This window comes from Streptomyces yatensis, from assembly GCF_018069625.1.
In the GTDB taxonomy this organism is placed as follows: Bacteria; Actinomycetota; Actinomycetes; order Streptomycetales; family Streptomycetaceae; genus Streptomyces; species Streptomyces yatensis.
Genome location: NZ_CP072941.1, coordinates 2,859,278 through 2,885,074, shown reverse-complemented (window position 1 = coordinate 2,885,074; position 25,797 = coordinate 2,859,278). Strand labels below are relative to the sequence as shown.

27 protein-coding genes are annotated in these 25,797 nt (G+C 72.5%); 22 read left to right on the top strand and 5 right to left on the bottom strand.

Going from position 1 to position 25,797, the window contains the following annotated elements; translation table 11 throughout:
- Positions 1-26 precede the first annotated feature (26 nt).
- The gene (gene allB, locus J8403_RS11595) at positions 27-1,388 is read left to right on the top strand and encodes an allantoinase AllB (RefSeq protein ID WP_211123120.1); all 1,362 of its coding nucleotides are present in this window, start codon (positions 27-29) and stop codon (positions 1,386-1,388) included.
- Positions 1,385-2,527 (top strand): allantoicase, encoded by a 1,143-nt coding sequence (gene alc / locus J8403_RS11590; protein ID WP_211123119.1) that lies wholly within the window; start codon positions 1,385-1,387, stop codon positions 2,525-2,527. Before allB ends, alc begins: the two co-directional genes overlap by 4 nt.
- Here the strand turns inward: alc and J8403_RS11585 are convergent.
- A complete protein-coding gene (locus J8403_RS11585; RefSeq protein ID WP_246585808.1) occupies positions 2,524-3,312 on the bottom strand; it encodes a MerR family transcriptional regulator in 789 nt (262 codons plus the stop codon). The genes alc and J8403_RS11585 overlap by 4 nt on opposite strands.
- A gap of 153 nt (positions 3,313-3,465) precedes the next feature.
- Between J8403_RS11585 and J8403_RS11580 the strand changes: the two genes are divergently transcribed.
- The gene (locus J8403_RS11580) at positions 3,466-3,681 is read left to right on the top strand and encodes an EF-hand domain-containing protein (protein WP_413804068.1); all 216 of its coding nucleotides are present in this window, start codon (positions 3,466-3,468) and stop codon (positions 3,679-3,681) included.
- Positions 3,682-3,811: 130 nt separating this feature from the next.
- On the opposite strand, the gene J8403_RS11575 is transcribed toward J8403_RS11580, so the two are convergent.
- Positions 3,812-4,669, bottom strand: a complete 858-nt coding sequence (locus tag J8403_RS11575; RefSeq protein WP_211123116.1) for an SCO6745 family protein — start codon at positions 4,667-4,669, stop codon at positions 3,812-3,814.
- 239 nt (positions 4,670-4,908) lie between these two features.
- Here J8403_RS11575 and J8403_RS11570 point away from each other — a divergent pair, with 239 nt between their 5' ends.
- Positions 4,909-5,739, top strand: a complete 831-nt coding sequence (locus J8403_RS11570; protein ID WP_211123115.1) for an AIM24 family protein — start codon at positions 4,909-4,911, stop codon at positions 5,737-5,739.
- Positions 5,740-5,781: 42 nt separating this feature from the next.
- On the opposite strand, the gene J8403_RS11565 is transcribed toward J8403_RS11570, so the two are convergent.
- Entirely contained in the window at positions 5,782-5,964 is a 183-nt protein-coding gene (locus J8403_RS11565) for a DUF6126 family protein (RefSeq protein WP_228053416.1), read from the bottom strand.
- A 17-nt stretch (positions 5,965-5,981) separates the two neighbouring features.
- Positions 5,982-6,659: a helix-turn-helix domain-containing protein gene (locus J8403_RS11560; protein WP_246585807.1), complete on the bottom strand. Its 678-nt coding sequence runs from the start codon at positions 6,657-6,659 to the stop codon at positions 5,982-5,984.
- Between the two features lie 191 nt (positions 6,660-6,850).
- On the opposite strand from J8403_RS11560, the gene J8403_RS11555 reads away from it, so the two are divergent.
- The 15 genes from J8403_RS11555 to J8403_RS11485 all read left to right on the top strand — a co-directional run bounded on the left by J8403_RS11555 (position 6,851) and on the right by J8403_RS11485 (position 21,311).
- Positions 6,851-7,279 carry a ribonuclease gene (locus J8403_RS11555; protein WP_078644587.1) on the top strand — a complete coding sequence of 143 codons (429 nt, stop codon included), beginning with the start codon at positions 6,851-6,853 and terminating at the stop codon, positions 7,277-7,279.
- 255 nt (positions 7,280-7,534) lie between these two features.
- On the top strand, positions 7,535-8,503 hold the full coding sequence (locus J8403_RS11550; RefSeq protein WP_211123114.1) for a sugar kinase: 969 nt from the start codon (positions 7,535-7,537) through the stop codon (positions 8,501-8,503).
- Positions 8,504-8,760: 257 nt separating this feature from the next.
- Entirely contained in the window at positions 8,761-9,414 is a 654-nt protein-coding gene (locus J8403_RS11545; RefSeq protein WP_059141809.1) for a bifunctional 4-hydroxy-2-oxoglutarate aldolase/2-dehydro-3-deoxy-phosphogluconate aldolase, read from the top strand.
- Between the two features lie 258 nt (positions 9,415-9,672).
- Positions 9,673-10,521: a transporter substrate-binding domain-containing protein gene (locus J8403_RS11540; protein WP_211123113.1), complete on the top strand. Its 849-nt coding sequence runs from the start codon at positions 9,673-9,675 to the stop codon at positions 10,519-10,521.
- Positions 10,522-10,643: 122 nt separating this feature from the next.
- Positions 10,644-11,333 (top strand): TetR/AcrR family transcriptional regulator, encoded by a 690-nt coding sequence (locus tag J8403_RS11535; protein WP_211123112.1) that lies wholly within the window; start codon positions 10,644-10,646, stop codon positions 11,331-11,333.
- A gap of 131 nt (positions 11,334-11,464) precedes the next feature.
- A complete protein-coding gene (locus J8403_RS11530; RefSeq protein WP_211123111.1) occupies positions 11,465-12,118 on the top strand; it encodes a hypothetical protein in 654 nt (217 codons plus the stop codon).
- A gap of 140 nt (positions 12,119-12,258) precedes the next feature.
- Positions 12,259-13,026 carry a GntR family transcriptional regulator gene (locus J8403_RS11525; protein ID WP_093465492.1) on the top strand — a complete coding sequence of 256 codons (768 nt, stop codon included), beginning with the start codon at positions 12,259-12,261 and terminating at the stop codon, positions 13,024-13,026.
- 286 nt (positions 13,027-13,312) lie between these two features.
- Positions 13,313-14,302 carry a sugar ABC transporter substrate-binding protein gene (locus tag J8403_RS11520; protein WP_211123110.1) on the top strand — a complete coding sequence of 330 codons (990 nt, stop codon included), beginning with the start codon at positions 13,313-13,315 and terminating at the stop codon, positions 14,300-14,302.
- Complete coding sequence (locus J8403_RS11515) at positions 14,299-15,348, top strand: ABC transporter permease (RefSeq protein ID WP_059141813.1); 1,050 nt, start codon at positions 14,299-14,301, stop codon at positions 15,346-15,348. Before J8403_RS11520 ends, J8403_RS11515 begins: the two co-directional genes overlap by 4 nt.
- Positions 15,345-16,184, top strand: a complete 840-nt coding sequence (locus J8403_RS11510) for an ATP-binding cassette domain-containing protein (RefSeq protein ID WP_211123109.1) — start codon at positions 15,345-15,347, stop codon at positions 16,182-16,184. Before J8403_RS11515 ends, J8403_RS11510 begins: the two co-directional genes overlap by 4 nt.
- Positions 16,185-16,410: 226 nt before the next feature.
- Entirely contained in the window at positions 16,411-17,565 is a 1,155-nt protein-coding gene (locus J8403_RS11505; RefSeq protein ID WP_211123108.1) for an ROK family glucokinase, read from the top strand.
- Complete coding sequence (locus tag J8403_RS11500; protein WP_211123107.1) at positions 17,562-18,236, top strand: hypothetical protein; 675 nt, start codon at positions 17,562-17,564, stop codon at positions 18,234-18,236. The genes J8403_RS11505 and J8403_RS11500 overlap by 4 nt, the downstream gene beginning before the upstream one ends.
- A gap of 65 nt (positions 18,237-18,301) precedes the next feature.
- Positions 18,302-19,588, top strand: coding sequence for a bifunctional 3-oxoadipate enol-lactonase/4-carboxymuconolactone decarboxylase PcaDC (gene pcaDC / locus J8403_RS11495; RefSeq protein WP_211123106.1), 1,287 nt, complete (start codon positions 18,302-18,304; stop codon positions 19,586-19,588).
- Between the two features lie 187 nt (positions 19,589-19,775).
- Positions 19,776-20,423 carry an MBL fold metallo-hydrolase gene (locus J8403_RS11490; protein ID WP_211123105.1) on the top strand — a complete coding sequence of 216 codons (648 nt, stop codon included), beginning with the start codon at positions 19,776-19,778 and terminating at the stop codon, positions 20,421-20,423.
- Positions 20,424-20,531: 108 nt separating this feature from the next.
- Complete coding sequence (locus J8403_RS11485) at positions 20,532-21,311, top strand: exodeoxyribonuclease III (protein ID WP_086708559.1); 780 nt, start codon at positions 20,532-20,534, stop codon at positions 21,309-21,311.
- An 88-nt stretch (positions 21,312-21,399) separates the two neighbouring features.
- On the opposite strand, the gene J8403_RS11480 is transcribed toward J8403_RS11485, so the two are convergent.
- Positions 21,400-23,244 (bottom strand): SGNH/GDSL hydrolase family protein, encoded by a 1,845-nt coding sequence (locus J8403_RS11480; protein WP_211123104.1) that lies wholly within the window; start codon positions 23,242-23,244, stop codon positions 21,400-21,402.
- 222 nt (positions 23,245-23,466) lie between these two features.
- On the opposite strand from J8403_RS11480, the gene J8403_RS11475 reads away from it, so the two are divergent.
- The 3 genes from J8403_RS11475 to J8403_RS11465 all read left to right on the top strand — a co-directional run bounded on the left by J8403_RS11475 (position 23,467) and on the right by J8403_RS11465 (position 25,791).
- Positions 23,467-23,907 (top strand): DUF6278 family protein, encoded by a 441-nt coding sequence (locus tag J8403_RS11475; RefSeq protein WP_211123103.1) that lies wholly within the window; start codon positions 23,467-23,469, stop codon positions 23,905-23,907.
- Positions 23,908-24,113: 206 nt separating this feature from the next.
- On the top strand, positions 24,114-24,860 hold the full coding sequence (locus J8403_RS11470; protein ID WP_281427916.1) for an amino acid ABC transporter ATP-binding protein: 747 nt from the start codon (positions 24,114-24,116) through the stop codon (positions 24,858-24,860).
- Positions 24,861-24,876: 16 nt separating this feature from the next.
- Entirely contained in the window at positions 24,877-25,791 is a 915-nt protein-coding gene (locus J8403_RS11465; RefSeq protein WP_211128195.1) for a glutamate ABC transporter substrate-binding protein, read from the top strand.
- The last annotated feature ends 6 nt before the right edge of the window (positions 25,792-25,797 follow it).

The following is a 25,797-nucleotide window of genomic DNA, read 5'->3' as shown; positions in this document are numbered from 1 at the left end:
TGAGGGCGGAAGCGAGGAGGGTGTCGGTGCCCGACGTGGAGCTGGTGCTGCGCTCGGCCAGGGTGGTCACGCCGGACGGCCTGCGCGCGGCCGCCGTATCCGTCGCCGACGGCCGCATCGTGGCCGTCGGGCCGTACGACGCCCCGGACCCGGACGGCGCGCGGGTCGAGGACCTCGGCGACGACGTCCTGCTTCCCGGCCTCGTCGATACCCACGTCCATGTCAACGACCCCGGCCGCACCGCCTGGGAGGGGTTCGGCTCCGCCACCCGCGCCGCCGCGGCCGGCGGCGTCACCACCCTCATCGACATGCCGCTCAACAGCATCCCGCCGACCACCACCGTCCAGGCCCTGGAGGTCAAACGGGCCGTCGCCCGGCGGTCGGCCCATGTCGACGTCGGGTTCTGGGGCGGCGCCGTGCCCGGGAACGCCCCGGACCTGGAGCCGCTGCACCACGCGGGCGTCCTCGGCTTCAAGGCGTTCCTGCTCCCCTCCGGCGTGGACGAGTTCCCCCAGCTCGCCCCCGACCAGCTCGAAACCGCCCTCCGGAAGATCGCGGGCTTCGGCGGACTGCTCATCGTCCACGCCGAGGACCCCCACCTCATCGACGGCGCTCCGCCGCCGACCGGCCCCCGCTACGCAGACTTCCTGGCCTCACGCCCCCGCGCCGCCGAGAACGAGGCCATCGCGGGCCTCATCACCCTCGCCCGCGCACTCGACGCCCGCGTCCACGTCCTGCATCTGTCGTCCGCCGACGCGCTGCCGCTGATCGCGGACGCACGGCGCGAGGGCGTGCGGATCACCGTGGAGACCTGCCCGCACTTCCTGACCCTCACCGCCGAGGAAGTCCCCGACGGCGCCACGGAGTTCAAATGCTGTCCGCCCATAAGGGAGGCCGCCAACCAGGACGCGCTGTGGGCGGGCCTGGCGGCCGGACAGATCGACTGCGTCGTCTCCGACCACTCGCCCTGTACCGCCGACCTCAAGGTGGACGACTTCGGGCGGGCCTGGGGCGGCATCTCCTCGCTCCAGCTCGGCCTCCCCGCCGTCTGGACGGCGGCCCGCCGGCGCGGCCACACCCTCCACGACGTGGCCCGCTGGATGTCCACCGGCCCCGCCGCGCTCGTCGGTCTCGACCGTAAGGGCGCCATCGAGGCCGGCCGCGACGCCGACTTCGCGGTCCTCGCCCCCGACGAGACCTTCACCGTCGACCCCGCCGCCCTCCACCACCGCAACCAGGTCACCGCCTACGCGGGCAGGACGCTGTACGGCGTCGTGCGGTCCACCTGGCTGCGCGGCCGGAAGATCGCCGACCATGGCGCGATCGCCGACCGCGGCGCGGCGGGCGAACCCACCGGCCGACTCCTGGAAAGGCAGCCCCGCAGATGACCGCGCCGATCCCCCGCTTCACCGGTGACGCCGCCCCGTACGGCGGGGGCGATCCGTACGCCGACTACCGGACCGCCGACCTCCCCTTCACCCATCTCGTGGACCTGGCCGACCGGCGGCTCGGCGGAAGCGTGGTCGCGGCCAACGACGAGTTCTTCGCCGAGCGCGAGAATCTGCTGAGGCCCGAGGCGCCGCACTTCGACCCCGCGGCCTTCGGCCACAAGGGCAAGGTCATGGACGGGTGGGAGACCCGGCGGCGGCGCGGGGCCCGCGCCGACACCCCGCATCCGGCCGAGGACGACCACGACTGGGCCCTGATCCGCCTCGGCGCCCCCGGGGTCGTCCACGGCATCGTCGTCGACACCGCCCACTTCCGCGGCAACTACCCGCGGGCGGTGAGCATCGAGGCGACGGCGGTGGACGGCACCCCGTCCCCCGAGGAACTCCTCGCCGACGACGTCGTGTGGACCGAACTCGTCCCCCGTACGCGGATCGGCGGCCACGCGGCCAACGGCTTCCCCGTCTCCCCGGGCCGCCGCTTCACCCACCTCCGCCTCAAGCAGCACCCCGACGGCGGCATCGCCCGCCTCCGCGTCCACGGCGAGGTCGCCCCCGACCCGGCGTGGCTCACCGTCCTCGGCACCTTCGACGTGGTGGCGCTGGAGCACGGCGGCGCGGCCGAGGACGCCTCCGACCGCTTCTACTCCCCGCCCGCCAACTCCATCCAGCCCGGCCGCTCCCACAAGATGGACGAGGGCTGGGAGACCCGCCGCCGCCGCGACACGGGCCACGACTGGGTCCGCTACCGCCTCACCGCCCAGGCGTCGCCGCACGCCGTGGAGATCGACACCGGCTGCTACAAGGGCAACGCACCGGGCTGGGCGGCGCTGTACGGCCTCGACGCCACCTCCGGCGCGGACCCGGCCGACCACACCTCCCCGGCCTGGACCGAACTCCTGCCCCGCACCCGCCTCCAGCCCGATACGGTCCACCGCTTCGTCCTCGACGCCGCCCCGCCGGTGACCCACGTCCGGATCGACATCTACCCGGACGGCGGCGTCGCCCGGCTGCGGCTGCACGGGACCCTGACCGAGCACGGCGCGCGGCGCCTCGCGGCCCGCCATGCGGAGCTGAGCTAGCTCCCTCCCCGACGGGCCTTCCGCACCTGCTCCACATAACCGACCAACTCGGCCATCCGCTCGCCGGGCCAGGGCAGCCGGGCGCTGAGCTCTTCGCGATGGTCCTGCCACATGCGCCGGGCCGCCGCCCTGGTCTCCGCCCGGGCCCGCTCACCGCCGCCGTGGAAGGACTCGCCCACCGCGTCCCAGCGCCGCACAAGCTCCCGTACATCCGCGTCATCCACCGGAGTCCCGGCCTCCATATGCCCCAGCAACGCCTCCACGAGCCCGGCCCACTCGCTCTTGGCCGCCTCGACCGCCTCGGGCCCAAGCGTGCTCCTGCGCCGGGCGAGCCCATCGCGTTGTCCCCGGGTGAAATAGCCGTCCAGCATCGACATCATCTCCAAGGCCGTCATGAACTGGTCCGGATCGGGCATCGACGCCCCGTCGAGCTGCCGCAGCATCCCGCGGATCCGCTCGCTGAGCTGCTGGATCCGCTCGGCCTGTGCGATGAGCCGGTCCAACTGCCCGGCGAGCGACGCACGCAGTGCCTCAGGACCGTCCGCGGAGGCCGCGAGCGCGTCGCCGATCTCCTGGAGGGACAGCCCCAGCCCGCGCAACGCCCGCACCCGGTACAGCCGCCGCAGGTCCTCCGCCGTATACCGACGGTGCCCGGCCCCGGTCCGCCCGCCGGCCCGCACCAGCCCCACCTCGTCGTAGTGCCGCAGCGTCCGCACGGTCACTCCACTCGCCCGCGCCAGCTCACCGATGCTCCACCGATCTCCGGTGGCGTCCTTTCCGATCACGCCGCCCACGCTAGAACCGGCCGTAACGAGAGGTTCAAGCCCTCGGCCTCGCCGCCTCCAGGTAGCCGCCGTCGCCTCGGCGGGCTGCGGGCGATCAATGCGAAGTAACATCGCACGACATCCAGCGAGGAAGGGCGAACTCACGTGGTGGACATGAAGGCGGCCGCGCGCAAGGTCTTCGACGCATACGACCTCGATGCCGACGGGCAGATAACCGCCAAGGAATACCAGCAGGTCGTCGCCGAGCTGCGCGGTGAGCACCTCACCGACGAGCAGGCGCAACGATTCATCGACGTACTCGACATGGACGGCGACGGCACGATGTCGTTCGAGGAGTTCTGGGCCCCGATGCAGGGCGTCGCGGACTGACCACGGGCGTTCCGGCCACCCGGACGCCCCCGCCGTGGCCCGTCCGTGGCTCTCGGAGATCCAGGGAGCGGCCGGCACCCGGCGGCATTCTCGCCCGGGGCGCGCGGGGTGCCGCCCCTGGCATGACCGCTCACCCTGTCGGCTTCGGGACCCCGATCGGGTTGGGGAAGCGGAGGGCGGTGGCGCAGGCGGTGGCCAGGGGGGTGAGCAGCCGTACCAGGGTCGCCACCTCGTCGGGGCCCAGCGGCCGCCACGGGCGCTCCGCCGCCCGGTCCGTCGCCGTCTCGGCCGTCCGGAGCAGCTCGCGTCCGTCCTGCGTCGCGGTGCCGTCCGGGGCGAGCAGGCCGCGGTCGGTCAGGCGCTGGGCGGCGGCCTCCCACTCCTGGTCGGTCCAGCCGCGGTGGGGCTGGAGTTCGGCGCGGGGGACGTCGACGGCGGAACGGAGGACGAGGGCCTCGCAGCCGTCGATACCGGCGGCGACCAGGGCCGCGACATGGCCGTCGCCGCGGTGCTCGCGCAGCAGGGTCGTCGCATGCCACAGCCGCTCGATGGGCTTGTCGGGGAAGTCCAGCGCGCCGTTCGCGGCGGCCAGCACCCGGCCGGACCCCTCCAGGCCCGCCGCGCGGGGGACCAGGGCCTCGGCGGCGCGCTCCACCTCGCGCTCGCGCCCGGCGAGCAGCCGGGTGAGGGCGGCCGCGGCGCCCGTACGGCGGAGCTCCAGGGCCCGCCCGGGCGTGGTCAGGGACCAGACGTCGGGCAGGGCGCGGGCGACCATGGCGGGCGCGAAGGTGAAGAAGGCCGCCACGACGGGCTCCGGCCCGACCGGTCCGAGGGGCGCCGCGCGTCCCGCGAAGTAGCCCCGCCAGAAGCCGCGCAGCCCCACCTCCTCGTACGCCGCCTCGGCCTCCGGAGCGAAGTACGCCACCGCGTGGATCGGCTCGAAGAGGGCCCACATCGTGCGGGCCGTCGTCGCAGCGCTGGTGTTCATTGCCATGCTCCCTTCAACATCGCCCCCGGGGGCCGGACCACGACCGGCATTGTGCCAAGCTCCCGGAACCCGGACATCCGGGTCGGACGTTGACCCGGATGTCCGATTACGGCATCACCTGACACCATCTGGCATCACCGGGCCCGGCGGGACGGGACGGACGGGACGGCCGCGAGCGACGCGACCGAGACCACCGACACGACCGACGCGCCTGCATACGACCTTCGAGGAGATCGGCTGTGACCCTGCGGCAAGAGATCGTCGGCAACGCCATGCAGATGGCGGTCTGCACCCTGCAGCCGGGGCAGACCGTCTACTGCGAGGCCGGGAAGTTCCTGTTCAAGACGGCGAACGTGACGATGGAGACCCGGCTGTCCGGGCCCGGCGGAGGCGGCGGTCAGGCCGCCGGGAGCAATGGCGGGGGCGGCGGGGGCGGCGGGATGGGCGGGATGCTGCGCCAGGCCATGGGCACCGCCATGCAGGTGGGGCAGCGGGCGCTGGCCGGGGAGTCGCTGGCGTTCCAGTACTTCACCGCCACCGGCGGCGAGGGCACCGTCGGCTTCGCCGGGGTGCTGCCCGGTGAGATGCGGGCGCTGGAGCTGGACGGGGCGCGGGCGTGGTTCGCGGAGAAGGACGCCTTCGTGGCCGCCGAGTCCACCGTGGAGTTCGGCATCGCCTTCCAGGGCGGGAAGACCGGGCGCAGCGGCGGCGAGGGATTCATCCTGGAGAAGTTCACCGGGCGCGGCACCGTGATCATCTGCGGTGCGGGCAACTTCATCGACCTGAATCCGGCCGATTTCGGCGGCCGGATCGAGGTCGACACGGGCTGCATCGTGGCCTTCGAGGAAGGCATCCGGTACGGCGTGGAGCGCATCGGCGGGCTCAACCGCCAGGGCCTGATGAACGCGGTCTTCGGCGGTGAGGGCCTGTCGCTGGCCACGCTGGAGGGCAATGGGCGGGTGATCCTCCAGTCGCTCACCATCGAGGGCCTGGCGAACGCCCTGAAGAAGGCGCAGGGCGGCGACAAGCAGGGGCCGACGGGCGGGATGTTCTCCACCCACGCGGGGTGACGAGCCCCTCGGCCCTGGCCCCCGCTCACCGCCCGCGACCGCTCACCCGCCCGCGACGTAGAAGAGGAAGAAGAGGAAAGCGGCGATGAAGTGGACGCCCACGAGGTAGATGAAGACCCGGACCGTGAGGCTCATCGGCGCCCGGTCCTCCTCGTTCGGGCCGGTCCGGGCGCGCGGCGTCGGGTCCGTCCGGGTGTCGCTCGGGCTCATCTGGTGCGCGGTCATGTCGTTCCCGTCCTCCTTCATGGCATTCCGGGCCTTCCTCGGCGAGCGGCGTCGCCGAGGCACAGCTCGGCCGCGCCGCTCTGCAGCAGCGTGTGGACGAAGAGCAGATCCACGCCGCCGGGCGAGGCGGCGGCGATGCGGTGCGGGGTGAGCGAATCGAAATGGGCCGCGTCGCCCGGGGAGAGGGCGTGCACGGTCTCGCCGAGGGTCAGCCGCAGCCGGCCCTGCAGGACGTAGAGCCATTCCTCGCCGGGGTGGACCCGCACCAGGCCCTCCTGGGCGCCGGAGCGCTCCGGCACGTGCAGCCGGAGCGCCTGCATGGCCCGGCCGGAGCCGCCGGCCTGCCAGTAGGTCCAGCCGCCCGCCTCCTGCGCCTCCATGCGGTCGGCCCGCACGACCGGGTCCCGTTCCGCGGTCTCCTCGCCCAAGAGGTCGGATACCGTGGTTCCGTAGGTACGGGCCAGGGTCAGCAGCATCGGGAGCGAGGGCTGGCGGCGGCCCGTCTCGAGCCGCGACAGATGCGCGGGTGAGAGCCCGACGCGATGCGCGGCGGCCTCCAGCGTCAGACCGCTGCGTCGCCGCAGGTCACGCAGGCGGGGAGCGACGGTGGGCAGCTCGGTCGCCGGTCCGCCGGGGTGGCCGTCGGCCGGTCCGTCCGTGGGCCCCTCGTCGGGCCCGTGGGGGAGCGGGTGCATGTCTCCGGTATAGCCAGGCCTGACCTCTGAGGCAAAAGATTTGCCTGAGAGGCAAGAAGCGCGGGCGAGGCGGGTGCGAGGTTACGCTTCCGTTACCTCCTCTGGCGCTTCGCGCAGTTCTTGTGAACTCCCGGCGAACGGCGGTCACTTGGCATTGACACGACAGCGTCTACGCGCGTCATGCTATGTCTATGACAATCCCCCCACGGATCGCTCGCATCGGTGCCCTCGGCGCCCTCGTTTCGACGCTGATCATCGGCGGTACGGCCACCGCCGCTACCGCTGTCGCCCCGGCGGCATCGCAGACCGTTGTGTCGTCCCAGGTCATCGCGGCCGTCGGCGACATCTGCTACTCGGATCTGCCGTCCCAGGCCCATGACACCCTGGACCTGATCGAGCAGGGCGGCCCCTACCCGTTCCCGCAGGACGGCACCGTCTTCCAGAACCGTGAAGGCGTCCTTCCGTCCCAGTCCTCCGGCTACTACCACGAGTACACCGTGATCACCCCGGGCTCCGACGACCGTGGCGCCCGGCGCATCGTCACCGGTAAGCAGACGGACGAGGACTACTACACCTCGGACCACTACGCCTCGTTCGACCTGGTCGACCGCGGCTGCTGACGCGGTCCCACCGAAGAACCGCCACCCCCCGCGGCGCGGCCGCTGCCCCTCATCAGGGCAGCGGCCGCAGCGCTGTCCGCGCCCGTCCTCGGGCCCGCCCCACCGTCCGCCCTCGGGCCCGCCCTCCGTTGCCCTCGGACCCGCCCTCCGCCCCGCCGTCGCCCCGGACCACGGTCACCGGCCCGGGAACCCCGCGCGGGTCGTTGTCGTTGCTTCCCGATACCGTCTCGGTTAGCAGCGGACGTGCGGGGAGGCATGGTGGCGAACGGTCCGGAAGTGGTCACGTGCGGGGAGGCGATGCTCCTGCTGCTCGCCGAGCCCGGGGTTCCGCTGGACCGGGCCGTGCATTTCCGCCGGTCGGTGGCGGGGGCCGAATCCAATGTGGCCGTGGGCCTCGCCCGGCTCGGCCACGGGGTGCGCTGGCTCGGCCGGGTCGGCGCCGACCCCGCGGGGGAGGCGGTGCTGCGCGAGCTGCGCGCCGACTGTGTGGACGTCGCCCACGCGATCGTGGACGACCACGCCCCCACCGGGCTCCTGATGCGGGACAGCCATGCGCACCGCGCCATCGATGTGCAGTACTACCGCATGGGATCGGCCGCCTCCCGGCTGACCCCCGAGCAGATACGCCCCGAGGCCCTCGAAGGCACCCGGCTGCTGCACCTGTCCGGGATCACGCCGATGCTCTCGCCGACCGCGGCGGCCGCGAGCCGCCGCCTGGTGGAGCTGGCCCGTGCGGCCGGGGCCAAGGTCTCCTTCGATCCGAACGTACGGCACAAGCTGGGCGGCGCGGCGCAGTGGGCCCAGACGGCGGGCCCGTTGCTGCGCGACGCCGACATCGTCCTCGCGGGCGAGGACGAGTTGGAGCTGCTGACCGCCCAACCCGCCGACGAGGCCGCGCGGGAGCTGCTGCGCGGCGCGGCCGACGAGGTCGTGATCAAGCGCGCCGACCACTCCTCGACCGTCCTCACCGCCGACGGCGTCTGGGACCAGGCGCCCCACGCGGTGCCGGTCGTCGATCCCATCGGGGCCGGTGACGGTTTCGCGGCCGGCTATCTGTCGGCCCGCCTGCGCGGGCTGCACGAGCACCAGGCGCTCGCCGAGGCGGCGTGTGTGGCCGCCCTCGTCGTCCAGGCCGCCACCGATACGGACGGGCTGCCCACCGCCGCCGCGCGGGACCGGGCACTCGCCGAGCTCTCCAAGGGCGGGGACGCGGTGTACCGCTGAGCCGACCCGCCGCATCCACGGCCCACCCGCAGCGCGCGGACCGCACGGAGATCCGCGCACGAGACAATCAACGCAGACGACAGGGACAACACAGACAGCGCGGACAGCGCCGGTAACACCGGCAAGTCGGCTATCGATCCACCAAGCGCATCACAGCACCGCAGATCGTCCACCGCACACCGAAACCGCCGCATATCCCGGAGGCAATCCGGGGCGGCATCGCCAGCAGCACTTGGGAGAGGAAGGCGGCGACCGCCGTGTACCGCTGGGAGATCACCCGGGCCGCGCTCGCGCAGCGCGTTCTCGCCATCGTCCGTAGCGACAGCTACGACCACGCCCATGCCACGGCGGACAGCCTGCTCTCCGCCGGTATCACCAGCCTGGAGATCTCGCTGACCACACCCTTCGCCCTGGAGGCGGTCACCACACTGATCCGGGAGGTCGGCGATGACGCGGTGATCGGCGCGGGCACGGTGCTCGACGCCGCCTCGGCCCGGATGGCGGTGGACGCGGGCGCCCGCTTCCTCGTCTCGCCGAGCCTGGACCCCGAGGTCATCCGCACCGGCCACCGCTACGGTCTGCCGGTCTTCCCCGGCGTGGCGACGCCCACCGAGGCGGTGCACGCGATGGAGCTGGGCGCGGACGCCCTGAAGCTCTTCCCCGCCTCCGCCTACGGGCCCCGCTGGGTCAGTGACGTACGCGCCGCGCTGCCGCAGGCCGCCGTGGTCCCCACCGGCGGGGTGACGCTGGCCGAGGCCCCGGACTGGATCGCGGCCGGGGCCGTCGCCTGCGGGATGGGCTCGGCGCTGTCCGAGGGCGACCGGGACACCGTGGGCAAGCGCGCCGCCGAGCTGCTGGCCCGCCTCGCGGATGTGGCACCACCGCTGGACTCGGCGCCCGAGCTGTACTGAGCCGCTGTGCGCGGGCTGTACGGACGGCGGGGCGCGGGCTGTACCGAACCGCTGTGCGCGGGCTGTGCGGACGGGGCGCCCGGGACGTACTGATCGCTGCGCGCGGGCCGTACGAATGGCGGTGCGTGGCCCGTACGTCCGCCCGTCCCAGCGCGCGGTCAACCGCATCCGCTTCCCGTGGGCCGGGAGTTCTGCCACCCTGAGCGCGCTGTGATCATGCGGCTCGTACCGGCCGCCCGCCCGCGCCCAGGAGGTGCCGTGAGACGTACCGTCACGCTGTCCGCCCTCGCCGCCGTGCTCGCCGCCACCGCCGCCGGTTCGGCGCTGGCCGTCGGCTCCACGTCCAAGGCCGAGTCGCCGCGGGCGTCCGCCGCCGACCGCGCCCGGCCGCAGCGCGGCACCCTGCTCGACCGGGTGCCCGAGCGCGGGGTGCTGCGGGTGTGCACCACGGGCGACTACCGGCCTTTCAGCCATCGCGACCCCAAGTCCGGCGCCTACACCGGCATCGACATCAAGATGGCAGGGGACCTGGCCAAGAGCCTGGACGCCAAACCGGCGTTCGTGCCCACCACCTGGGCCGAACTGGTGGACGACCTTGCCGCCGGACGCTGCGACGTGGGCATGGGCGGGGTCTCGGTGACCCTGGCCCGTGCCCGTAAGGCGTCCTTCAGCGAGCCGTATCTCACCGACGGCAAGACGCCGATCGTGCGCTGCGAGGACAAGGACAGGTACCGCACGCTGGAGGACATCGACCGGCCGGGCGTGCGGGTGGTGGTCAACCCGGGCGGCACCAATGAGGAGTTCGCCCGGGCCCATGTCAAACGGGCCACTCTCACCGTCCATCCGGACAACACCACGATCTTCGACGAGATCATCGCGGGCCGTGCCGATGTGATGATGACGGACGCCAGCGAGACCCGCTACCAGTCCGCGATCCACCCGGAGCTGTGCGCGGTCCACCCCGACGAGCCGTTCTCCTTCTCCGAGAAGGCGTACGCCCTGCCGCGCGGCGATGCGCAGTTCAAGGAGTACGTCGACCAGTGGGTCCATCTGGCCACCCACGACGGCACGTACAAGAAGTACGAGGATGACTGGATGAAGCGGTGAAACGGTGACGCGGTGAAGCGGTAAAGCGGCGGCGGACGGACGGCGGCTGAAAATCTGGGCATCGCCGTAGGACTCTCGCGCCCGTCGCCCTGCCGCGGTGCCCGGGGCGGGAAGATGGCCCCATGAGTCCCGCCCAGCCCGTGCGCCGCCGCTCGGACGCCGTCGCCAACCGCGCCGCCCTCCTCGACGCCGCCGAGCGGGTCCTGCTCCGCGATGGCCCCGCCGTGCCGTTGGACGTGGTGGCGCGCGAGGCAGGGGTCGGCATCGCCACGCTGTACCGGAACTTCGCCGACCGCGACGAGTTATACGCGGCCGTGGTCCACCGCGCCCACCAGCTCGTGGCCGACCTCGCCCAGGAGGCCGAGGCCGGCGCGGCGCCGCCGCTGGACGCGCTGGCCGGTTTCCTGGACCGGCTGCTCGCCGAACGTCGCCGTCTCGCCCTGCCGTTGCTCAGCGCCCCCGGCCCGCGTCCGTGGAACGGGGCCGACCCCCTCGGCCCGCATCCGCGAAACGGCGCCGACCCCCTCGGCCCGCGGATCTCCCGGTCGCTGGGCGCGGTGCTGAAACGGGGCATCGACGACGGCTCGATCCGGCCCGACGCCACCGCCGCCGACCTCGTCGTCACCGTGGCGACGCTCGCCCGTGCCCAACTCCCGTCCGACGCCTGGGATCGCGCCGCCCGACGCATCGCCGCGCTCGTCCTGGACGGACTGCGCGCCCGCTCCGACACCGCCCCGCTCCCCGCCGGACTCACCGGTGCCGAACTGGACCGGGCCCTGACCCACAGCGGGGGCGACAGGGCGGCCTACTAACCTGTCGCCCGCGGCGGGATGCGCATTTGCGCGAATTCGGGCGCGGCCCTTGCGCGGGTGCTACACCCTGACGGATGCCGGTTGTAATGCCCCCGACCGGTGAACGTTTCCTCGCATCCGGAGAAGACGATATGAGCAGCCCCCTCAGCCACCCCCTCGTGCGGACCTTTCTGGCCTCGGTCGAGCGGCGGACCGCGGCGCTTCCCGCCGCGTGGCGGGAGGAACTGCTCGAGGATCTGCGCGAGGAGATCGCGGCGGCGCTGGCCGACGACCGCACCGAGGTTCCCGCCGCGGACGGCGGCCCGGACGACGGCCCGGACGGCGGTCCGGCGATCAGTGAGGAGCGGGTACGGCGGGCGCTCGACTGGATCGGGACCCCGGAGGAGATCGCGGCGGACGCGCTGGCCGAGGAGTCCGGCAGCATTCCCCCCGAGCCCGAGAACCCCGGCGGCACCTGGCTGACGCTCGGCCTCGCCGTACTGCCCGTCCCGCTGTGCCTGATCCCCGGCGTGGGCATACCGCTCGGGCTGGTCGCCGCCTTCGGCGCGCTCGTCCGGCTGTGGCGGTCCGCGCCGTGGGCGCGGCGCGAGAAGCGGCAGGCCACGCTGTTCGTCCTGTCGCCGCTGGTGACGGTGCCGGTGCTGGCGGCCGCCCTCTCCCTGGCGTTCGACGGGATCAGCGCCCCCGCCTTCGTGGCCTCCCTCCTGATAGCGCTCGCCCTGCCGGTGGTCGGCGCCGCACGGCTGGCCCGGTCCGCCGCCCGGCTGCGCGAGCGGGCCCCGTAGGAGGCAGGACGGCCCCTTGGCCGGTGCGCCGGCTGACAGCGTTGTCGGCCCCGGCGGGTCGAGAGTGCGTAGTTTGTCCGGACAACAGAACTTCACGACTTCCCGTCATGTGCTCATCCGGATACCCTCGCCCCGTGGCTATGGAGGAAGAAGACTCTTCGGGCGGGGCTGAGGCGCTCCAGCTCAGCGTCGATCGCAGCAGTCCGGTCCCGCTGTATTTCCAGCTGTCCCAGCAGCTCGAGGCGGCGATCGAGCAGGGGCGGCTGGCGCCCGGGAGCCTGCTGGGCAATGAGATCGAGCTGGCCGGGCGGCTCGGGCTGTCCCGCCCCACCGTCCGGCAGGCCATTTCGTCCCTGGTCGACAAGGGGCTGCTGGTGCGCCGCCGGGGCGTGGGCACACAGGTGGTGCACAGCCAGGTCAAGCGCCCGCTGGAGCTGAGCAGCCTCTACGACGACCTGGAGGCGGCCGGTCAGCGCCCCGCCACCCAGGTGCTGCGGAACACGACCGAGCTCGCGACCGCCGAGGTCGCCGCCGCGCTCGGCATCTCCGAGGGCGCCGAGGTGGTGCTGATCGAGCGGCTGCGGCTGGCGCACGGCGAGCCCATGGCCCATCTGCGCAACCACCTCCCCGTGGGCCTGCTCAAGCTGGACAGCGCCGAGCTGGAGGACACCGGGCTCTACCGGCTGATGCGCGCGGCCGGGATCACCCTGCACAGCGCCCGCCAGGCGGTCGGCGCCCGCGCGGCCACCGCCGAGGAGGGGGAGCAGCTGGGGGAGCCGGAGGGCGCGCCGCTGCTGACCATGGAGCGCACGACCTACGACGACACCGGCCGGGCCGTGGAGTTCGGCTCGCACACCTACCGGGCCTCGCGCTACGCCTTCGAGTTCCAGCTCCTCGTACGCCCCTGAGCCCTTCGCTCCCGCCCTGCAAGGCCGTCGCGCCCGGCCGCTGTCCTTGACGTGTCCCGCGTCCCCCGCTACAAGTCCTCCAGCCGGACGGGCACCGGGCCCGCCACCGGTTTCACCGTACGCGGCGCCGCCGAGCACCCCGGAAGCCCCGGCGAGGGCCGGTAACGGATACTTGGCGGCGGCCGGGCCCGATCATGCGGTACCCGGCCGCGAAGGTGACAGCGGGACGAACACACAGTGAGAAGGGCGGGTCTTCGTGGCGAAGGTGCGGAGAGGGGCACGTGCGATGACCGCCGCCGTGCTGGCGGCGGTGCTGGGTACGGTGTTGGCGGGCTGCAGCAGCACGGGCGGCAAGCGTGCCGAGGAGCGGGCCGCACGGGAGGCGGCCGCCGGGGGGCGGGCGGCGGTCAACACCCCGAAGTGGACCTTCGCGATGGTCACCCACTCCGGCGACGGCGACACCTTCTGGGACATCGTCCAGAGCGGTGCCAAGCAGGCCGCGGTCAAGGACAACATCCGGTTCCTCTACGCCCACAACGAGGAGGGCAAGGAGCAGTCCCAGCTGGTCCAGTCCTACATCGACCAGAAGGTCGACGGCCTGATCGTCACCCTCGCCAAGCCCGACGCCATGAAGGCCGTGGTGAAGAAGGCGCGGAAGGCCGGGATACCGGTGATCACCGTCAACTCCGGCTCCGAGGAGTCCAAGGCGTTCGGCGCGCTCACTCACGTCGGCCAGGACGAGACCATCGCGGGCGAGGCCGTCGGCGACGAGCTCAACAAGCGGGGCCGGAAGAAGGCCCTGTGCGTCCTCCACGAACAGGGCAACGTCGGCCATGAGCAGCGCTGCGACGGCGCGGCCAAGACCTTCGACGGCAAGATGGAGAAGATCTACGTCGAGGGCACCAACATGCCCGATGTGCAGTCCTCGATCGAGGCCAAGCTCCAGTCGGACAAGGGCATCGACACCGTGCTCACCCTCGGCGCCCCCTTCGCGGACACCGCCGCCAAGGCCGCCGACCAGGCGGGCAGCAAGGCCGAGATCGACACCTTCGACCTCAACGCCAAGGTCGCCGCGGCGCTCCAGGACGGCACGCTCGGCTTCGCCGTGGACCAGCAGCCGTATCTGCAGGGCTACGAGGCCGTGGACCTGCTGTGGCTCAACCGCTACAACGCCGATGTGCTCGGCGGTGGCAGGCCGGTGCTGACCGGTCCGCAGATCATCACCAAGGACGACGCCGCCGAGCTCGCCTCGTACACGAAGCGGGGCACCCGATGAGCGCGGAGGCACCGCCCGTCGAGGAACTCGCGAGCCGGCAGCCGGTGCGCGGATCGCTGCCGCGCCGGCTCGCGGGGCGGCCGGAACTGGGCGCGGTCGTCGGCGCCGTCGCCGTCTTCGTCTTCTTCTCGATCGTCGCCGACGCCTTCCTCCAGTGGTCCAGCTTCAGCACCGTGCTGTACGCGTCCTCGACCATCGGGATCATGGCGGTGCCGGTCGCGCTGCTGATGATCGGCGGGGAGTTCGATCTGTCGACCGGTGTCCTGGTCACCAGCTCGGCGCTGATCTCGTCCATGTTCTCGTACCAGATGACGGCGAACGTATGGGTCGGCGCCGGGGTGTCCCTGCTGGCCACCCTCGCGATCGGCTTCTTCAACGGCTATCTGCTGGTCCGCACCAATCTGCCGAGCTTCATCATCACGCTCGGCACCTTCCTGATCCTCCAGGGCTGCAACCTCGGCTTCACCAAGCTGATCAGCGACACCGTCTCCACCAAGAGCATCGCCGACATGGAGGGCTTCCCCTCCGCCCACAAGGTCTTCGCCTCGCATCTGACCATCGGGGACGTCGAGGTGCAGATCACCGTCCTGTGGTGGTTCGCCCTGATCGCGCTCGCCACCTGGATCCTGCTGCGCACCCGCGCCGGGAACTGGATCTTCGCGGTGGGCGGCGCCAAGGAGGCGGCCCGCGCGGTCGGCGTACCGGTCGAGCGCACCAAGATCGGCCTCTATCTGGGCGTCGCGCTGGCCGCCTGGATCTCCGGCCAGCATCTGCTGTTCAACTACGACGTCGTCCAGTCCGGCGAGGGCGTGGGCAATGAGCTGCTCTACATCATCGCCGCCGTCATCGGCGGCTGCCTGCTGACCGGCGGCTACGGCTCGGCGGTCGGCGCGGCCGTCGGCGCGTTCATCTTCGGCATGACCAACAAGGGCATCGTCTACGCGCAGTGGGGCGCCGACTGGTTCAAGTTCTTCCTCGGGGCGATGCTGCTGCTCGCCACGCTGCTCAACTGGTGGGTCCGCAAGCGGGCGGAGGAGAGCAAATGAGTACGTCCCAGACATCTCGGGCATCCGGGACACCTCTGGTCGCGCTCAGCGACATCAGCAAGTACTACGGCAATGTCCAGGCCCTGGACGGCGTCTCGCTGGAGGTGCACGCCGGGGAGATCACCTGCGTCCTCGGTGACAACGGCGCGGGCAAGTCCACCCTCATCAAGATCGTCGCGGGGCTGCACCAGCACGACGGCGGCAGCTTCACCATCGAGGGGGAGGAGGTCCGTCTCGGCTCCCCGCGCGAGGCCCTGGACCGCGGGATCGCCACGGTCTACCAGGACCTCGCCGTGGTCCCGATGATGCCGGTGTGGCGGAACTTCTTCCTCGGCTCCGAGGTCCACAAGGGCCGCGGGCCGCTGCGGCGCCTGGATGTGGAGGCGATGCGCGCCACCACCCACCGTGAACTGCTGCGCATGGGCATCGATCTGCGCGACGTCGACCAGCCCATCGGCACCCTCTCCGGCGGTCAGCGCCAGTGCGTGGCCATCGCCCGCGCCGTCCACTTCGGCGCGAAGGTGCTGATCCTGGACGAGCCGACGGCGGCGCTGGGCGTCAAGCAGTCCGGGGTCGTGCTCAAGTACGTCGCGGCCGCCCGGGACGCGGGCCTCGGCGTGGTCCTCATCACCCACAACCCGCACCACGCCTATCTCGTCGGCGACCGCTTCGTGCTGCTCAAGCGCGGTGCCATGGCGGGCAGCCACGCCAAGGACGAGATCGCCCTGGAGGAGCTCACCCGGCAGATGGCGGGCGGCAGCGAGCTGGAACAGCTCAGCCATGAACTGGCCCGCACCCCCGCCCCCGATCTCTCGGAAGGGGTCGCCAAGGGCTGAGCGGCCGGGCCGACGGCCGTGTTCCGGCCCCTCGGCGGGCCACGCGCCGTAGGCTCGCCATGCGGCGTGAGGCGCGGGTGAGGCACAATCGCACGGCGGGCCCCACCCGCCACGACCGACGCACCCGAGGCCGCGCGGCCTCCCGATACCCCCGCAGGGACGACGAACTCTTGCGAGCACGTACCCGCAGCGACCGTACCCCCCACACCGGCGAGGGGGCCGGCCGATGAGCATCTACCGCGAACGAGTGCACCGGGGCTCGGCCCGGGCCACCGTATTGCGGACCGTCGGCACCCGTGAGCGCCGCTCGCATCTCAGCGCGCCCCGGGTGCCCACGGTCGGCATCGACATCGGCGGCACCAAGGTGATGGCCGGGGTGGTCGACGCCGACGGCGTCATCCTCGAGAAGCTGCGCACCGAGACCCCGGACAAGTCCAAGAGCCCCAAGGTCGTCGAGGACACCATCACCGAACTGGTGCTGGACCTCTCCGACCGGCACGATGTGCACGCCGTGGGCATCGGCGCCGCGGGCTGGGTGGACGCCGACCGCAACCGGGTGCTCTTCGCCCCGCATCTGTCCTGGCGCAACGAACCGCTGCGCGACCGGCTCGCGGAGCGGCTCGACGTCCCGGTCATGGTCGACAACGACGCCAACGCGGCCGCGTGGGCGGAGTGGCGGTTCGGCGCCGGACGCGGCGAGGACCATCTCGTCATGATCACCCTCGGCACCGGAATCGGCGGCGCGATCCTGGAGGACGGCCAGGTCAAGCGCGGCAAGTACGGGGTCGCGGGGGAGTTCGGCCATATGCAGGTCGTCCCGGCCGGCCACCGCTGCCCCTGTGGCAACCGCGGCTGCTGGGAGCAGTACAGCTCCGGCAACGCCCTCGTGCGCGAGGCCCGCGAACTGGCCGCCGCCGAATCGCCGGTGGCGTACGGGATCACCGACCGGGTCGGCGGCAACATCCAGGAGATCACCGGGCCGCTGATCACCGAACTGGCCCGGCAGGGCGACGCCATGTGCGTCGAACTGCTCCAGGACATCGGCCAGTGGCTCGGCGTCGGCATCGCCAATCTCGCCGCCGCCCTCGACCCCTCCTGCTTCGTGATCGGCGGCGGCGTCAGCGCCGCCGACGATCTGCTGATCGGCCCCGCCCGGGACGCCTTCCGGCGCACCCTCACCGGCCGCGGGTACCGGCCGGAGGCCCGGATCGTCAAGGCGCAGCTGGGCCCCGAGGCCGGGATGGTGGGCGCCGCCGACCTCGCCCGGCTGGTGGCCCGCCGCTTCCGCCGCGCCAACCGCCGCCGTGTCGAGCGGTACGAGCGCGCCGGGTCCTCCTCCCCGCTGCGGCTGGCGCCGCGCGGTCAGGCAGGCCGCGAATGACCGCCGCCGAGCAGCGCCCCGGCGCCCCGATGTCCCCCGCCGCCGACGGCAGACACCCCGACGGGCTCACGTCCGGTGGCTCCACGCCCGGCGGGTCCCTGTCCGGCGGGTCCACTCCTGGTGGCTCCGCGCCCGGTGGGTCCGCGCCCGGTGGCGGCCGTCCGTCCCGTCGCTGGCTCAAGGGCGTGATCGTCTTCCTGCTGATCGCGATCCCGGCGGGCTATCTGGTGATCTCCGCCATCCAGAGCCGCAACGGCGGTGAGGAGAAGGCGGAGGCGGCGTCGGCCAAGGGTCTCAGCGCCGGCTATCCGACCCGGGTGCAGCGGCGCATATACGACGTGCCGGTGCCGCCCCACTCCAAGAAGGTCGCGTTCTACGAGACCAACTCCTGGAAGGTCAGCTCGCTGTATGTGCAGTTCGTCACCTCCCGCGACGGACTCGACTCCTTCCTGCACCGGATCGGCACCGGCCGCTCCGCCCTGGACAAGGGCAAGGTGACCATCACCGGCGCCCAGGCGAAGAAGGTCGGCTGGCAGGTCGGCGAGGCCGGCCACGACTGGGCCGGAATGGAGCTCAAGCAGAAGGATCCGCAACCGAAGTTGAGGATCACGGTCAAGTTCGACAATCCGGCGCATCCCAAGGTTTACGTGGTCTCCACGGTCACTCCGTAGGTCCTTCACATCCTGGGTGCATCACGCCCGAAAACCCCGCCACCTCGGTCGGCTACCGTTTTCGGGTGAGCGAGACGAAGACACTTCAGTACCGGACCGACGGACCCGAGGACGGGCCCGTGCTCGTCCTCGGACCGTCGCTGGGCACCACCTGGCATATGTGGGACCGCCAGATACCCGAGCTGTCCCGCCACTGGCGCGTCCTCCGCTTCGACCTCCCCGGCCACGGCGGCGCGCCCGCCCATCCGGCCCCCTCCGTGGCCGAGCTCGCCGCCCGGCTGCTGGCCACCCTCGACCAGCTCGAGGTCGAGCGCTTCGGCTACGCGGGCTGCTCGATCGGCGGGGCCATCGGCGCCGAACTCGCGCTCCGACATCCCCGGAGAGTGGGCTCACTCGCCCTCGTCTCCGCCTCACCGCGCTTCGGCACCGCCGACTCCTTCCGGCAGCGCGGCGTCGTGGTCCGCACCAACGGCCTCGACCCGATCGCCCGCGCCACCCCCGAGCGCTGGTTCACCCCCGGCTTCGCCGCCTCGCAGCCCGCCATCGTCGACTGGGCCGTCCAGATGGTCCGCACCACCGACCCCGGCTGCTACATCGCCGCCTGCGAGGCCCTCGCAGCCTTCGACATCCGCGCCGAGCTGAGCCGGATCGGCATCCCCACCCTCGTGGTGGCCGGCGCCGACGACCAGGTCACCCCGGCCGCCGACGCCCGCGTCCTGGTCGCCGGCATCGCCGACGCCCGGCTCGCGCTCGTCCCCGGCGCCTCCCATCTCACCCCCGTCGAACAGCCGATGGCCGTCACCGATCTGCTGGTGCGCCACTTCTCCAGCTCCTGGCAGTCCCCGGACCACCCGACCGGGATGACCGCGATCCCCGCGCCCCCGCTCAAGCCCGTGCTCTCGCCCGTACCGCCCGGCGCCGAGGTCGTCGAGTACGGCCAGCATGCGCCCGAGCCGCTGCTGGACGCCCGCTCCGACGCGTACGACCAGGGCATCAAGGTGCGCCGCGAAGTGCTCGGCGACGCCCATGTGGACCGCGCCCAGTCGCTGACCGACGAGTTCACCGGCGACTTCCAGGACTTCATCACCCGCTATGCCTGGGGCGAGGTGTGGACCCGGCCCGGAATCGACCGGCGCACCCGCAGCGTGGTCACCCTCACCGCCCTCGCCGCCCGCGGCCACCTCGACGAACTCGCCTTCCACACCCGCGCCGCGCTGCGCAACGGGCTGACCCCCACCGAGATCAAGGAGGTGCTGCTGCACACCGGCGTCTACTGCGGGGTGCCGACCGCGAACTCCGCCTTCGCCGTGGCCCAGCGGATCATCCGCGAGGAGACAAGCCCGGAGGGCTGAGCGCTCCGCTGGAAGTGCCCCGGCATGCCGTCGGTCGTCCGCGGCGCCGCCGTGGCCGGTCGCGCCCACGCGGCGGAGCCGCACATCGACACGGCCCCGCGCCTCTTCGGGGCGCTGCCGAACCATAGCGGACTTCCTCCGACCCGCTTAGTACGGCCAGGGGGATCCCGGTAGCACAATGATCTCCATGAAGCTCACCAAGAAGGGCCATGCCTGCGTCCGGATCGAGAAGGACGGGCAGGCGCTCGTCATCGACCCCGGGGCCTTCAGCGAAGAGGACGCCGCGGTCGGCGCGGACGCGATCCTGGTCACCCACGAGCACTTCGACCACTTCAACGAGGAGCGGCTGCGCACGGCGCTCGACGCCAACCCCGCCGCCCACATCTGGACGCTCTCCAGCGTCTCCGGCCAGATCTCGGCGGCGTTCCCCGGGCGGGTGCACACCGTAGGGGAGGGCGACACCTTCACGGCCGCCGGATTCGACATCGAGGTGCACGGCCAGCTGCACGCCGTCATCCACCCCGACATCCCGCAGATCACCAATGTGGGCTATCTGGTGGACGGCACGCTCTTCCACCCCGGCGACGCGCTCACCGTGCCCGCCGGGCGGCGGGTGGACACGCTGATGCTGCCGGTGCACGCCCCCTGGAACAAGCTCGCCGAGGTCCTCGACTACGTCCGCGCGGTCGACCCGAGCCGGGCCGTCGACATCCACGACGCCCTGCTGTCCGACCTCGCGCCCATGGTCTACGGCCGCATGCTCGGCCCCGACGGACCGGGCACGGGCGGCGCCGAGCACCTGCGGCTGACACCGGGCGAATCCCTCACCCTGTGAGGGCCGGAGCCGGCGAGGAGCGGCGTCCTGTGCGGGCCGGGGCCCGCGAGGAGCGGTGCCCTGTGCGGGCCGGGCGGGCTGTCATAGCCGGGATGTAGGTTGTCCCCTATGCGCATCGCGACCTGGAACGTCAATTCGATCACCGCCCGGCTGCCCCGGCTGCTCGCCTGGCTGGAGAGCAGCGGCACGGACGTCCTGTGCGTCCAGGAGACCAAGTGCGCCGAGTCCGCCTTTCCGTACGAGCCGCTGCGCGAGCTCGGCTACGAGGCCGCGGTCAACGCCACCGGGCGGTGGAACGGAGTGGCGCTGATCTCCAAGGCCGGTCTCACCGACGTCACCGTGGGCCTCCCCGGCGGCCCGGACTACGACGGCGGCCAGGAGCCGCGGGCGATAGGCGCCACCTGCGGCCCGGTCCGCCTCTGGTCGGTCTATGTGCCCAACGGCCGGGAGATCGGCCACCCCCACTACGACTACAAGCTCCGCTGGCTGGAGGCGCTGCGCACGACCGTCGCCGGGGACGCGGCCGGTGAGCGCCCCTTCGCGGTCCTGGGCGACTTCAATGTGGCGCCGACCGACGAGGACGTCTGGGACCGTTCCGCCTTCGACGGGCTGACCCATGTGACCGACCTGGAGCGCGAGGCCCTGGCGGCGCTGCGCGAGGCCGGGCTGTCGGACGTGGTGCCGCGGCCGCTGAAGTACGACCGCCCCTTCACCTACTGGGACTACCGCGAGCTGGGCTTCCCCAAGAACCGCGGTATGCGGATCGACCTGGTCTACGGCAACGAGGTGTTCGCCAAGGCGGTCGGCGACGCGTATGTGGACCGCGAGGAGCGCAAGGGCAAGGGCGCCTCCGACCACGCCCCGGTCGTCGTCGACCTGGAGGTGTGACCCGGCTGGGCGCGCTGTGCGGGGAGCCCCCTGACGCGGGAGCTCCCCGAGGCGCGTGCTTGCGTGGGAGCCCGCCCGACGCGCGCCCTTACCCCACCAGCTTCCGCAGGTCGATCGAGTCCGTCATCGCCCGCAACCCCGCGTCCCCCGGGTGCAGATGGTCCCCGCTGTCGTAGGCGGGCAGGATCCGCGCCGGATGCTCGGGGTCCCGCACCACCGCGTCGAAGTCCAGCACGGCGTCGAACACCCCGCCGCTGTCCCGGAGGAAGGCGTTCACGGCCTGGCGCCGCGCGTCCGCGTCCGCCGTGCACAGCGACTCGCCCTCGCACGGGGCGATGGTCGCCCCGACCACCCGCAGCCCGCGCTCGTGCATGCGTGCCGCGAGCGACCGCAGCCCCGCGATCAGCTCCTCGGCCGAGCTGCCCCAGCGCAGATCGTTGATGCCCTGGAAGACGACGACCGTACGGGCCCCGGTCTGGGCGAGCACATCCCGCTCCAGCCGGTGCTGTGCGCTGACCCCGCCGGTGTCCGTGGAGACGCCCTCGCCCGGATAGCGGTCGGCGACCACGCGGTTGGCGGAGATGCCCGCGTTGAGCACGCCGTACGCCGGGATCTCGGACTGGCCGCGCAGCCGGCGCGAGAGCACATCCGGCCAGCGGCGGTTGGCGTCATTGGTGGACTTGGTGCCGTCGGTGATCGAGTCACCGAGCGCCACCACCGCACCCGGCCCGCCCCGCACATCGACCCCGGTCAGAAACGGCCAGGTGGTGAGGGTGCCGGTATAGGACTCGGCGCCCGGCTCGGCGGTCCGGTCACCGCTGCCCGCCGCGCTCAGATACGACCGCTGGGTGGCCTGGCTGTGCACCGGCACCGCCGCGACCGGACCCGGCAGATGGATGCTCACCAGCAGATTGGCGTCCGCCGGAACCGGGAAGTCCACCGGATCGCTGAACACCTGCGCGCCCGCGGGGACCGACGTCCCCGGCCGCCCGCCGAAGGCCAGCGGCACCGGTGCGCCCCGCGCCGCCGCGCCGCTCGCCTGGAGCGCGACCGTCGCATGGCCGATCTCCACGGGCGATGCGGCGAAGGTGTTCTCCAGCCGGACCCGGGCCCTCGGCCCGCCCGCGCTGGTGTGCACCACCAGCCGTAGCGTCTGATCGGTCCACGGCCCGACCTTGGTGTACCCGGCGGTGCTCGCCGCCCAGCTCCCGGTCCAGCCGTCCGCGGGCTGCCGCAGCGACGCGGCGAAGACATGGAGGTCGGCCGCCGGGCCCGGATCCCTCGGCAGCACCACCGACGCGACCTCCCGGCCGCGCTCCAGCGGCACCGTCACCGCGTACAGCCGGGCCGTCTCCTGCCGCTGCCCTGCGGTGGTGTTGAGATGGGGGAGCCCGACGGCCTTGGTGGCGGCGGGGCCCGCCCGCCAGTCCGGCGCGCTCAGCGTGTACGGACGGCTCGACCCGTCCCGGTAGCGCACCGTGCCGACACCGCTCGCCCCGGCGCCGGGCCCGTCCGGTGAACTGCTCGCCACCAGAAAGGTCAGCGCCTCGCCCCGCCCGCGCAGCCGCACCGCCTGTCCGTCGGCGATCACGTTGTCCGGCCGTGCCCCCGCGCTCCGCGGCCAGGTCAGCCGCGCCGCGTCCAGGGCGATGCCACGCCCCGGGGTCCAGCCGGCGGCCCGCAGGTCCTGTGCGGAGAGCGAGGCGCCCGCGCCGTCGAAGTCGGCGTCACCCGGCCGGGCGTCGTCGCTGACCGCCCGGTTGTCGAAAAGCCGCTCCAAAGGGAGCGGCTTCTGGGTCGGCCGGGTCGGCTGGGTCGGCCGGGTCGCCTGGGACGGCACGCTGGCCGGTGCGGCGGAGGACGGCGCGAGGAGTGCGAGAGTGACACCTCCCGCGACGATCCCGGCGGCTGTCCAGGGTCTCGCGACGCGCATAAGTGTCCCCTCTCGCAACCAACCTGACCGGTGATTCGACAGGCGCTGGGAGAACGTAGAAAGACCGATGGGTGTCGTCAAGACAAGCAACGGGTCACGTCTCACGCCGCGTCACGCCGCGTCACGTATCGCGCCGCGTCGCGCCGCACTCCCAGCATCGGGTCACAGCTCACACCGCGCGCCCTGTGGTGCGCCGGTGGCGCGGATGCCACGCTGAGTCGTATGAACATCTCCTTCTTGGGCAACTGGCGCAAGCGACGCGGCCCCGCCTCGGGCGCGGCCCTGATGGGCGCCCAGGAGGAGGACCCCCAGGGCGTCGCCCAACTGCTCTCCGAATGCGAGCTGCTGCGCGCGCGGGCCGCGGCCGCGGGCATCGGACTTGATGACTCGACAGCCTCCCTGGAGGCGCTCGACCAGATGGCGCCGCGCTGGCGCGACGACCCGGACGAACTCCCCTGGCTCGGCAACGACGCCGGTCTCTACCTCGGCACGGTCATCGTCCGCACCGTCCCCGGGGCCGTCTGGCAGGTGTGGCCCAACGGCCGGCCCGTCGTGCTGCTGGCCTCGGGCCGGGAGGTCGACGTCGTGGAGGCCGGCCAGCAGTGGGCCGCCGACGGCGCCCCCGAACTCTCCCGGCGCTACGCCGAGGTGGCCGAGGCATAGCGGGATGACCAGCCCCTCCAGGGGGCACCTCCCAGCGGTAGCTGGGGGAGTTTGAGGAGCGGGGTCCGGGGCGGAGCCCCGGCGGCGGCCCCGTAGACCCTGTCGGGCGGTATCCGCCCATCGATGCGTGTCCGTGCCCGATGCTCCGCGATTGCCCGGATAGCTTGCGCTGACCGGGACACAGCGGAAGGTGGGTGGGGCCGAGTATGGCCGTCGGCGAGCCGTTGATCGAGCTGCGCGGCGTCAACAAGCACTTCGGCGCGCTGCACGTTCTGCGGGACATCGAGCTCACCGTCGGACGCGGCGAAGTGGTCGTGATCATCGGCCCCTCCGGCGGCGGCAAGTCCACCCTGATCCGGACTATCAACCGGCTGGAGACCGTCCAGTCCGGCTCCATCGTCGTCGACGGCCGGCCGCTGCCCGAGGAGGGCAAGGAGCTGGCGCGGCTGCGGGCCGAGGTCGGCATGGTCTTCCAGTCGTTCAACCTCTTCGCCCACCGGACCGTGGCGGCCAATGTGATGCTCGGTCAGACCAAGGTCCGCCGCCGCGGGAAGCAGGACGCCGAGCGGCGCGCCCTGGAGCTGCTGGACCGGGTGGGACTCGCCGACCAGGCCGGGAAGTTCCCCGCCCAGCTCTCCGGCGGCCAGCAGCAGCGGGTGGCCATCGCCCGCGCGCTGGCGATGGATCCGCAGGTGATGCTCTTCGACGAGCCCACCTCCGCCCTCGACCCGGAGATGATCAATGAGGTGCTGGAGGTGATGCGCCAGCTCGCCCAGGAAGGGATGACGATGGTCGTCGTCACCCATGAGATGGGCTTCGCCCGCTCCGCCGCGAACCGGGTGGTCTTCATGGCCGACGGCCGGATCGTCGAGGACCGTCCGCCGGAGGAGTTCTTCAGGTCCCCGGAGAGCGAGCGGGCCAGGGACTTCCTGTCCAAGATCCTCAAGCACTGAGCCGGTGATGACGGAGATGACGCGTCTGCGCCGCGCGACCGCCGCCCTCGCAACGGCCCTGGCCCTGCTGCTCATGGCCGGCTGCGGCAAGGAGGGCAGCCCGCCCGCCAAGGGACCCCGCGCCGAGAAGCTGCCCACCTACAAGGTGGCGACCGGCTTCCGGCTGCCCTCCTCGCCCACCTGGCGCCGGGCCGAGCGCCGCGGCCATCTCACCGTCGGGGTCAAGGAGGACCAGCCCTATCTGGGCGAGCGGGACCCGGCCACCGGCCGCTACTCGGGTTTCGACATCGAGATCGCCCGCATGATGTCCGCCTCCCTCGGCTTCGCCCCGAAGACCATCCGGTTCCAGACCATCGCCTCCGCCAACCGCGAGACCGCGCTGCAGAGCGGCCAGATCGACTTCTACGTCGGCACCTACACCATCAATCCGCTGCGCAAACGGCTGGTCGGCTTCGCCGGGCCGTACTTCATGGCCGGACAGTCGCTGCTGGTGCGCACCGACGAGGACGACATCCACGGCCCCGCCGACCTCGCGGGCCGGACGGTCTGCTCGGTGGCCGGCTCGACCCCGCTGCAGCGCATCGAGAGCGACTACCCCAAGGCCCACGCGGTCGCGTACGACACCTACTCGGTATGCGTGGACAATCTGCTCAGCTTCCAGGTGGACGCGGTGACCACCGACAACACCATCCTGCTCGGCTACGCGGCCAAGGCCCCCGAGGAGCTGAAGGTGGTGGGCCGGCCCTTCTCCAAGGAGCCGTACGGCATCGGTGTGCCTAAGCGGGACAACGCGCTGCGCTTCGCGCTGGACGACGCCATCCAGGTCCATGAGCGCAACGGCGACTGGAGGAAGGCGTACGAGGCGACCCTCGGCCTCTCCGGTGTGCCCGCCCCCAAGCCGCCCCCCATCGACCGCTACCGCACCGGCTGAAGGCCT

What these genes read in the sequence shown, in the direction of transcription:
- alc (WP_211123119.1), top strand. Translation starts at nt 1,385, where the DNA reads ATGACCGCGCCGATCCCCCGCTTCACCGGTGACGCCGCCCCGTACGGC.
- J8403_RS11580 (WP_413804068.1), top strand. Translation starts at nt 3,466, where the DNA reads ATGAAGGCGGCCGCGCGCAAGGTCTTCGACGCATACGACCTCGATGCC.
- J8403_RS11575 (WP_211123116.1), bottom strand. Translation starts at nt 4,669, where the DNA reads ATGAACACCAGCGCTGCGACGACGGCCCGCACGATGTGGGCCCTCTTC.
- J8403_RS11565 (WP_228053416.1), bottom strand. Translation starts at nt 5,964, where the DNA reads ATGACCGCGCACCAGATGAGCCCGAGCGACACCCGGACGGACCCGACG.
- J8403_RS11560 (WP_246585807.1), bottom strand. Translation starts at nt 6,659, where the DNA reads ATGCACCCGCTCCCCCACGGGCCCGACGAGGGGCCCACGGACGGACCG.
- J8403_RS11555 (WP_078644587.1), top strand. Translation starts at nt 6,851, where the DNA reads ATGACAATCCCCCCACGGATCGCTCGCATCGGTGCCCTCGGCGCCCTC.
- J8403_RS11550 (WP_211123114.1), top strand. Translation starts at nt 7,535, where the DNA reads ATGGTGGCGAACGGTCCGGAAGTGGTCACGTGCGGGGAGGCGATGCTC.
- J8403_RS11535 (WP_211123112.1), top strand. Translation starts at nt 10,644, where the DNA reads ATGAGTCCCGCCCAGCCCGTGCGCCGCCGCTCGGACGCCGTCGCCAAC.
- J8403_RS11530 (WP_211123111.1), top strand. Translation starts at nt 11,465, where the DNA reads ATGAGCAGCCCCCTCAGCCACCCCCTCGTGCGGACCTTTCTGGCCTCG.
- J8403_RS11525 (WP_093465492.1), top strand. Translation starts at nt 12,259, where the DNA reads ATGGAGGAAGAAGACTCTTCGGGCGGGGCTGAGGCGCTCCAGCTCAGC.
- J8403_RS11520 (WP_211123110.1), top strand. Translation starts at nt 13,313, where the DNA reads ATGACCGCCGCCGTGCTGGCGGCGGTGCTGGGTACGGTGTTGGCGGGC.
- J8403_RS11515 (WP_059141813.1), top strand. Translation starts at nt 14,299, where the DNA reads ATGAGCGCGGAGGCACCGCCCGTCGAGGAACTCGCGAGCCGGCAGCCG.
- J8403_RS11510 (WP_211123109.1), top strand. Translation starts at nt 15,345, where the DNA reads ATGAGTACGTCCCAGACATCTCGGGCATCCGGGACACCTCTGGTCGCG.
- J8403_RS11505 (WP_211123108.1), top strand. Translation starts at nt 16,411, where the DNA reads ATGAGCATCTACCGCGAACGAGTGCACCGGGGCTCGGCCCGGGCCACC.
- J8403_RS11500 (WP_211123107.1), top strand. Translation starts at nt 17,562, where the DNA reads ATGACCGCCGCCGAGCAGCGCCCCGGCGCCCCGATGTCCCCCGCCGCC.
- J8403_RS11490 (WP_211123105.1), top strand. Translation starts at nt 19,776, where the DNA reads ATGAAGCTCACCAAGAAGGGCCATGCCTGCGTCCGGATCGAGAAGGAC.
- J8403_RS11485 (WP_086708559.1), top strand. Translation starts at nt 20,532, where the DNA reads ATGCGCATCGCGACCTGGAACGTCAATTCGATCACCGCCCGGCTGCCC.
- J8403_RS11480 (WP_211123104.1), bottom strand. Translation starts at nt 23,244, where the DNA reads ATGCGCGTCGCGAGACCCTGGACAGCCGCCGGGATCGTCGCGGGAGGT.
- J8403_RS11475 (WP_211123103.1), top strand. Translation starts at nt 23,467, where the DNA reads ATGAACATCTCCTTCTTGGGCAACTGGCGCAAGCGACGCGGCCCCGCC.
- J8403_RS11470 (WP_281427916.1), top strand. Translation starts at nt 24,114, where the DNA reads ATGGCCGTCGGCGAGCCGTTGATCGAGCTGCGCGGCGTCAACAAGCAC.
- J8403_RS11465 (WP_211128195.1), top strand. Translation starts at nt 24,877, where the DNA reads ATGACGCGTCTGCGCCGCGCGACCGCCGCCCTCGCAACGGCCCTGGCC.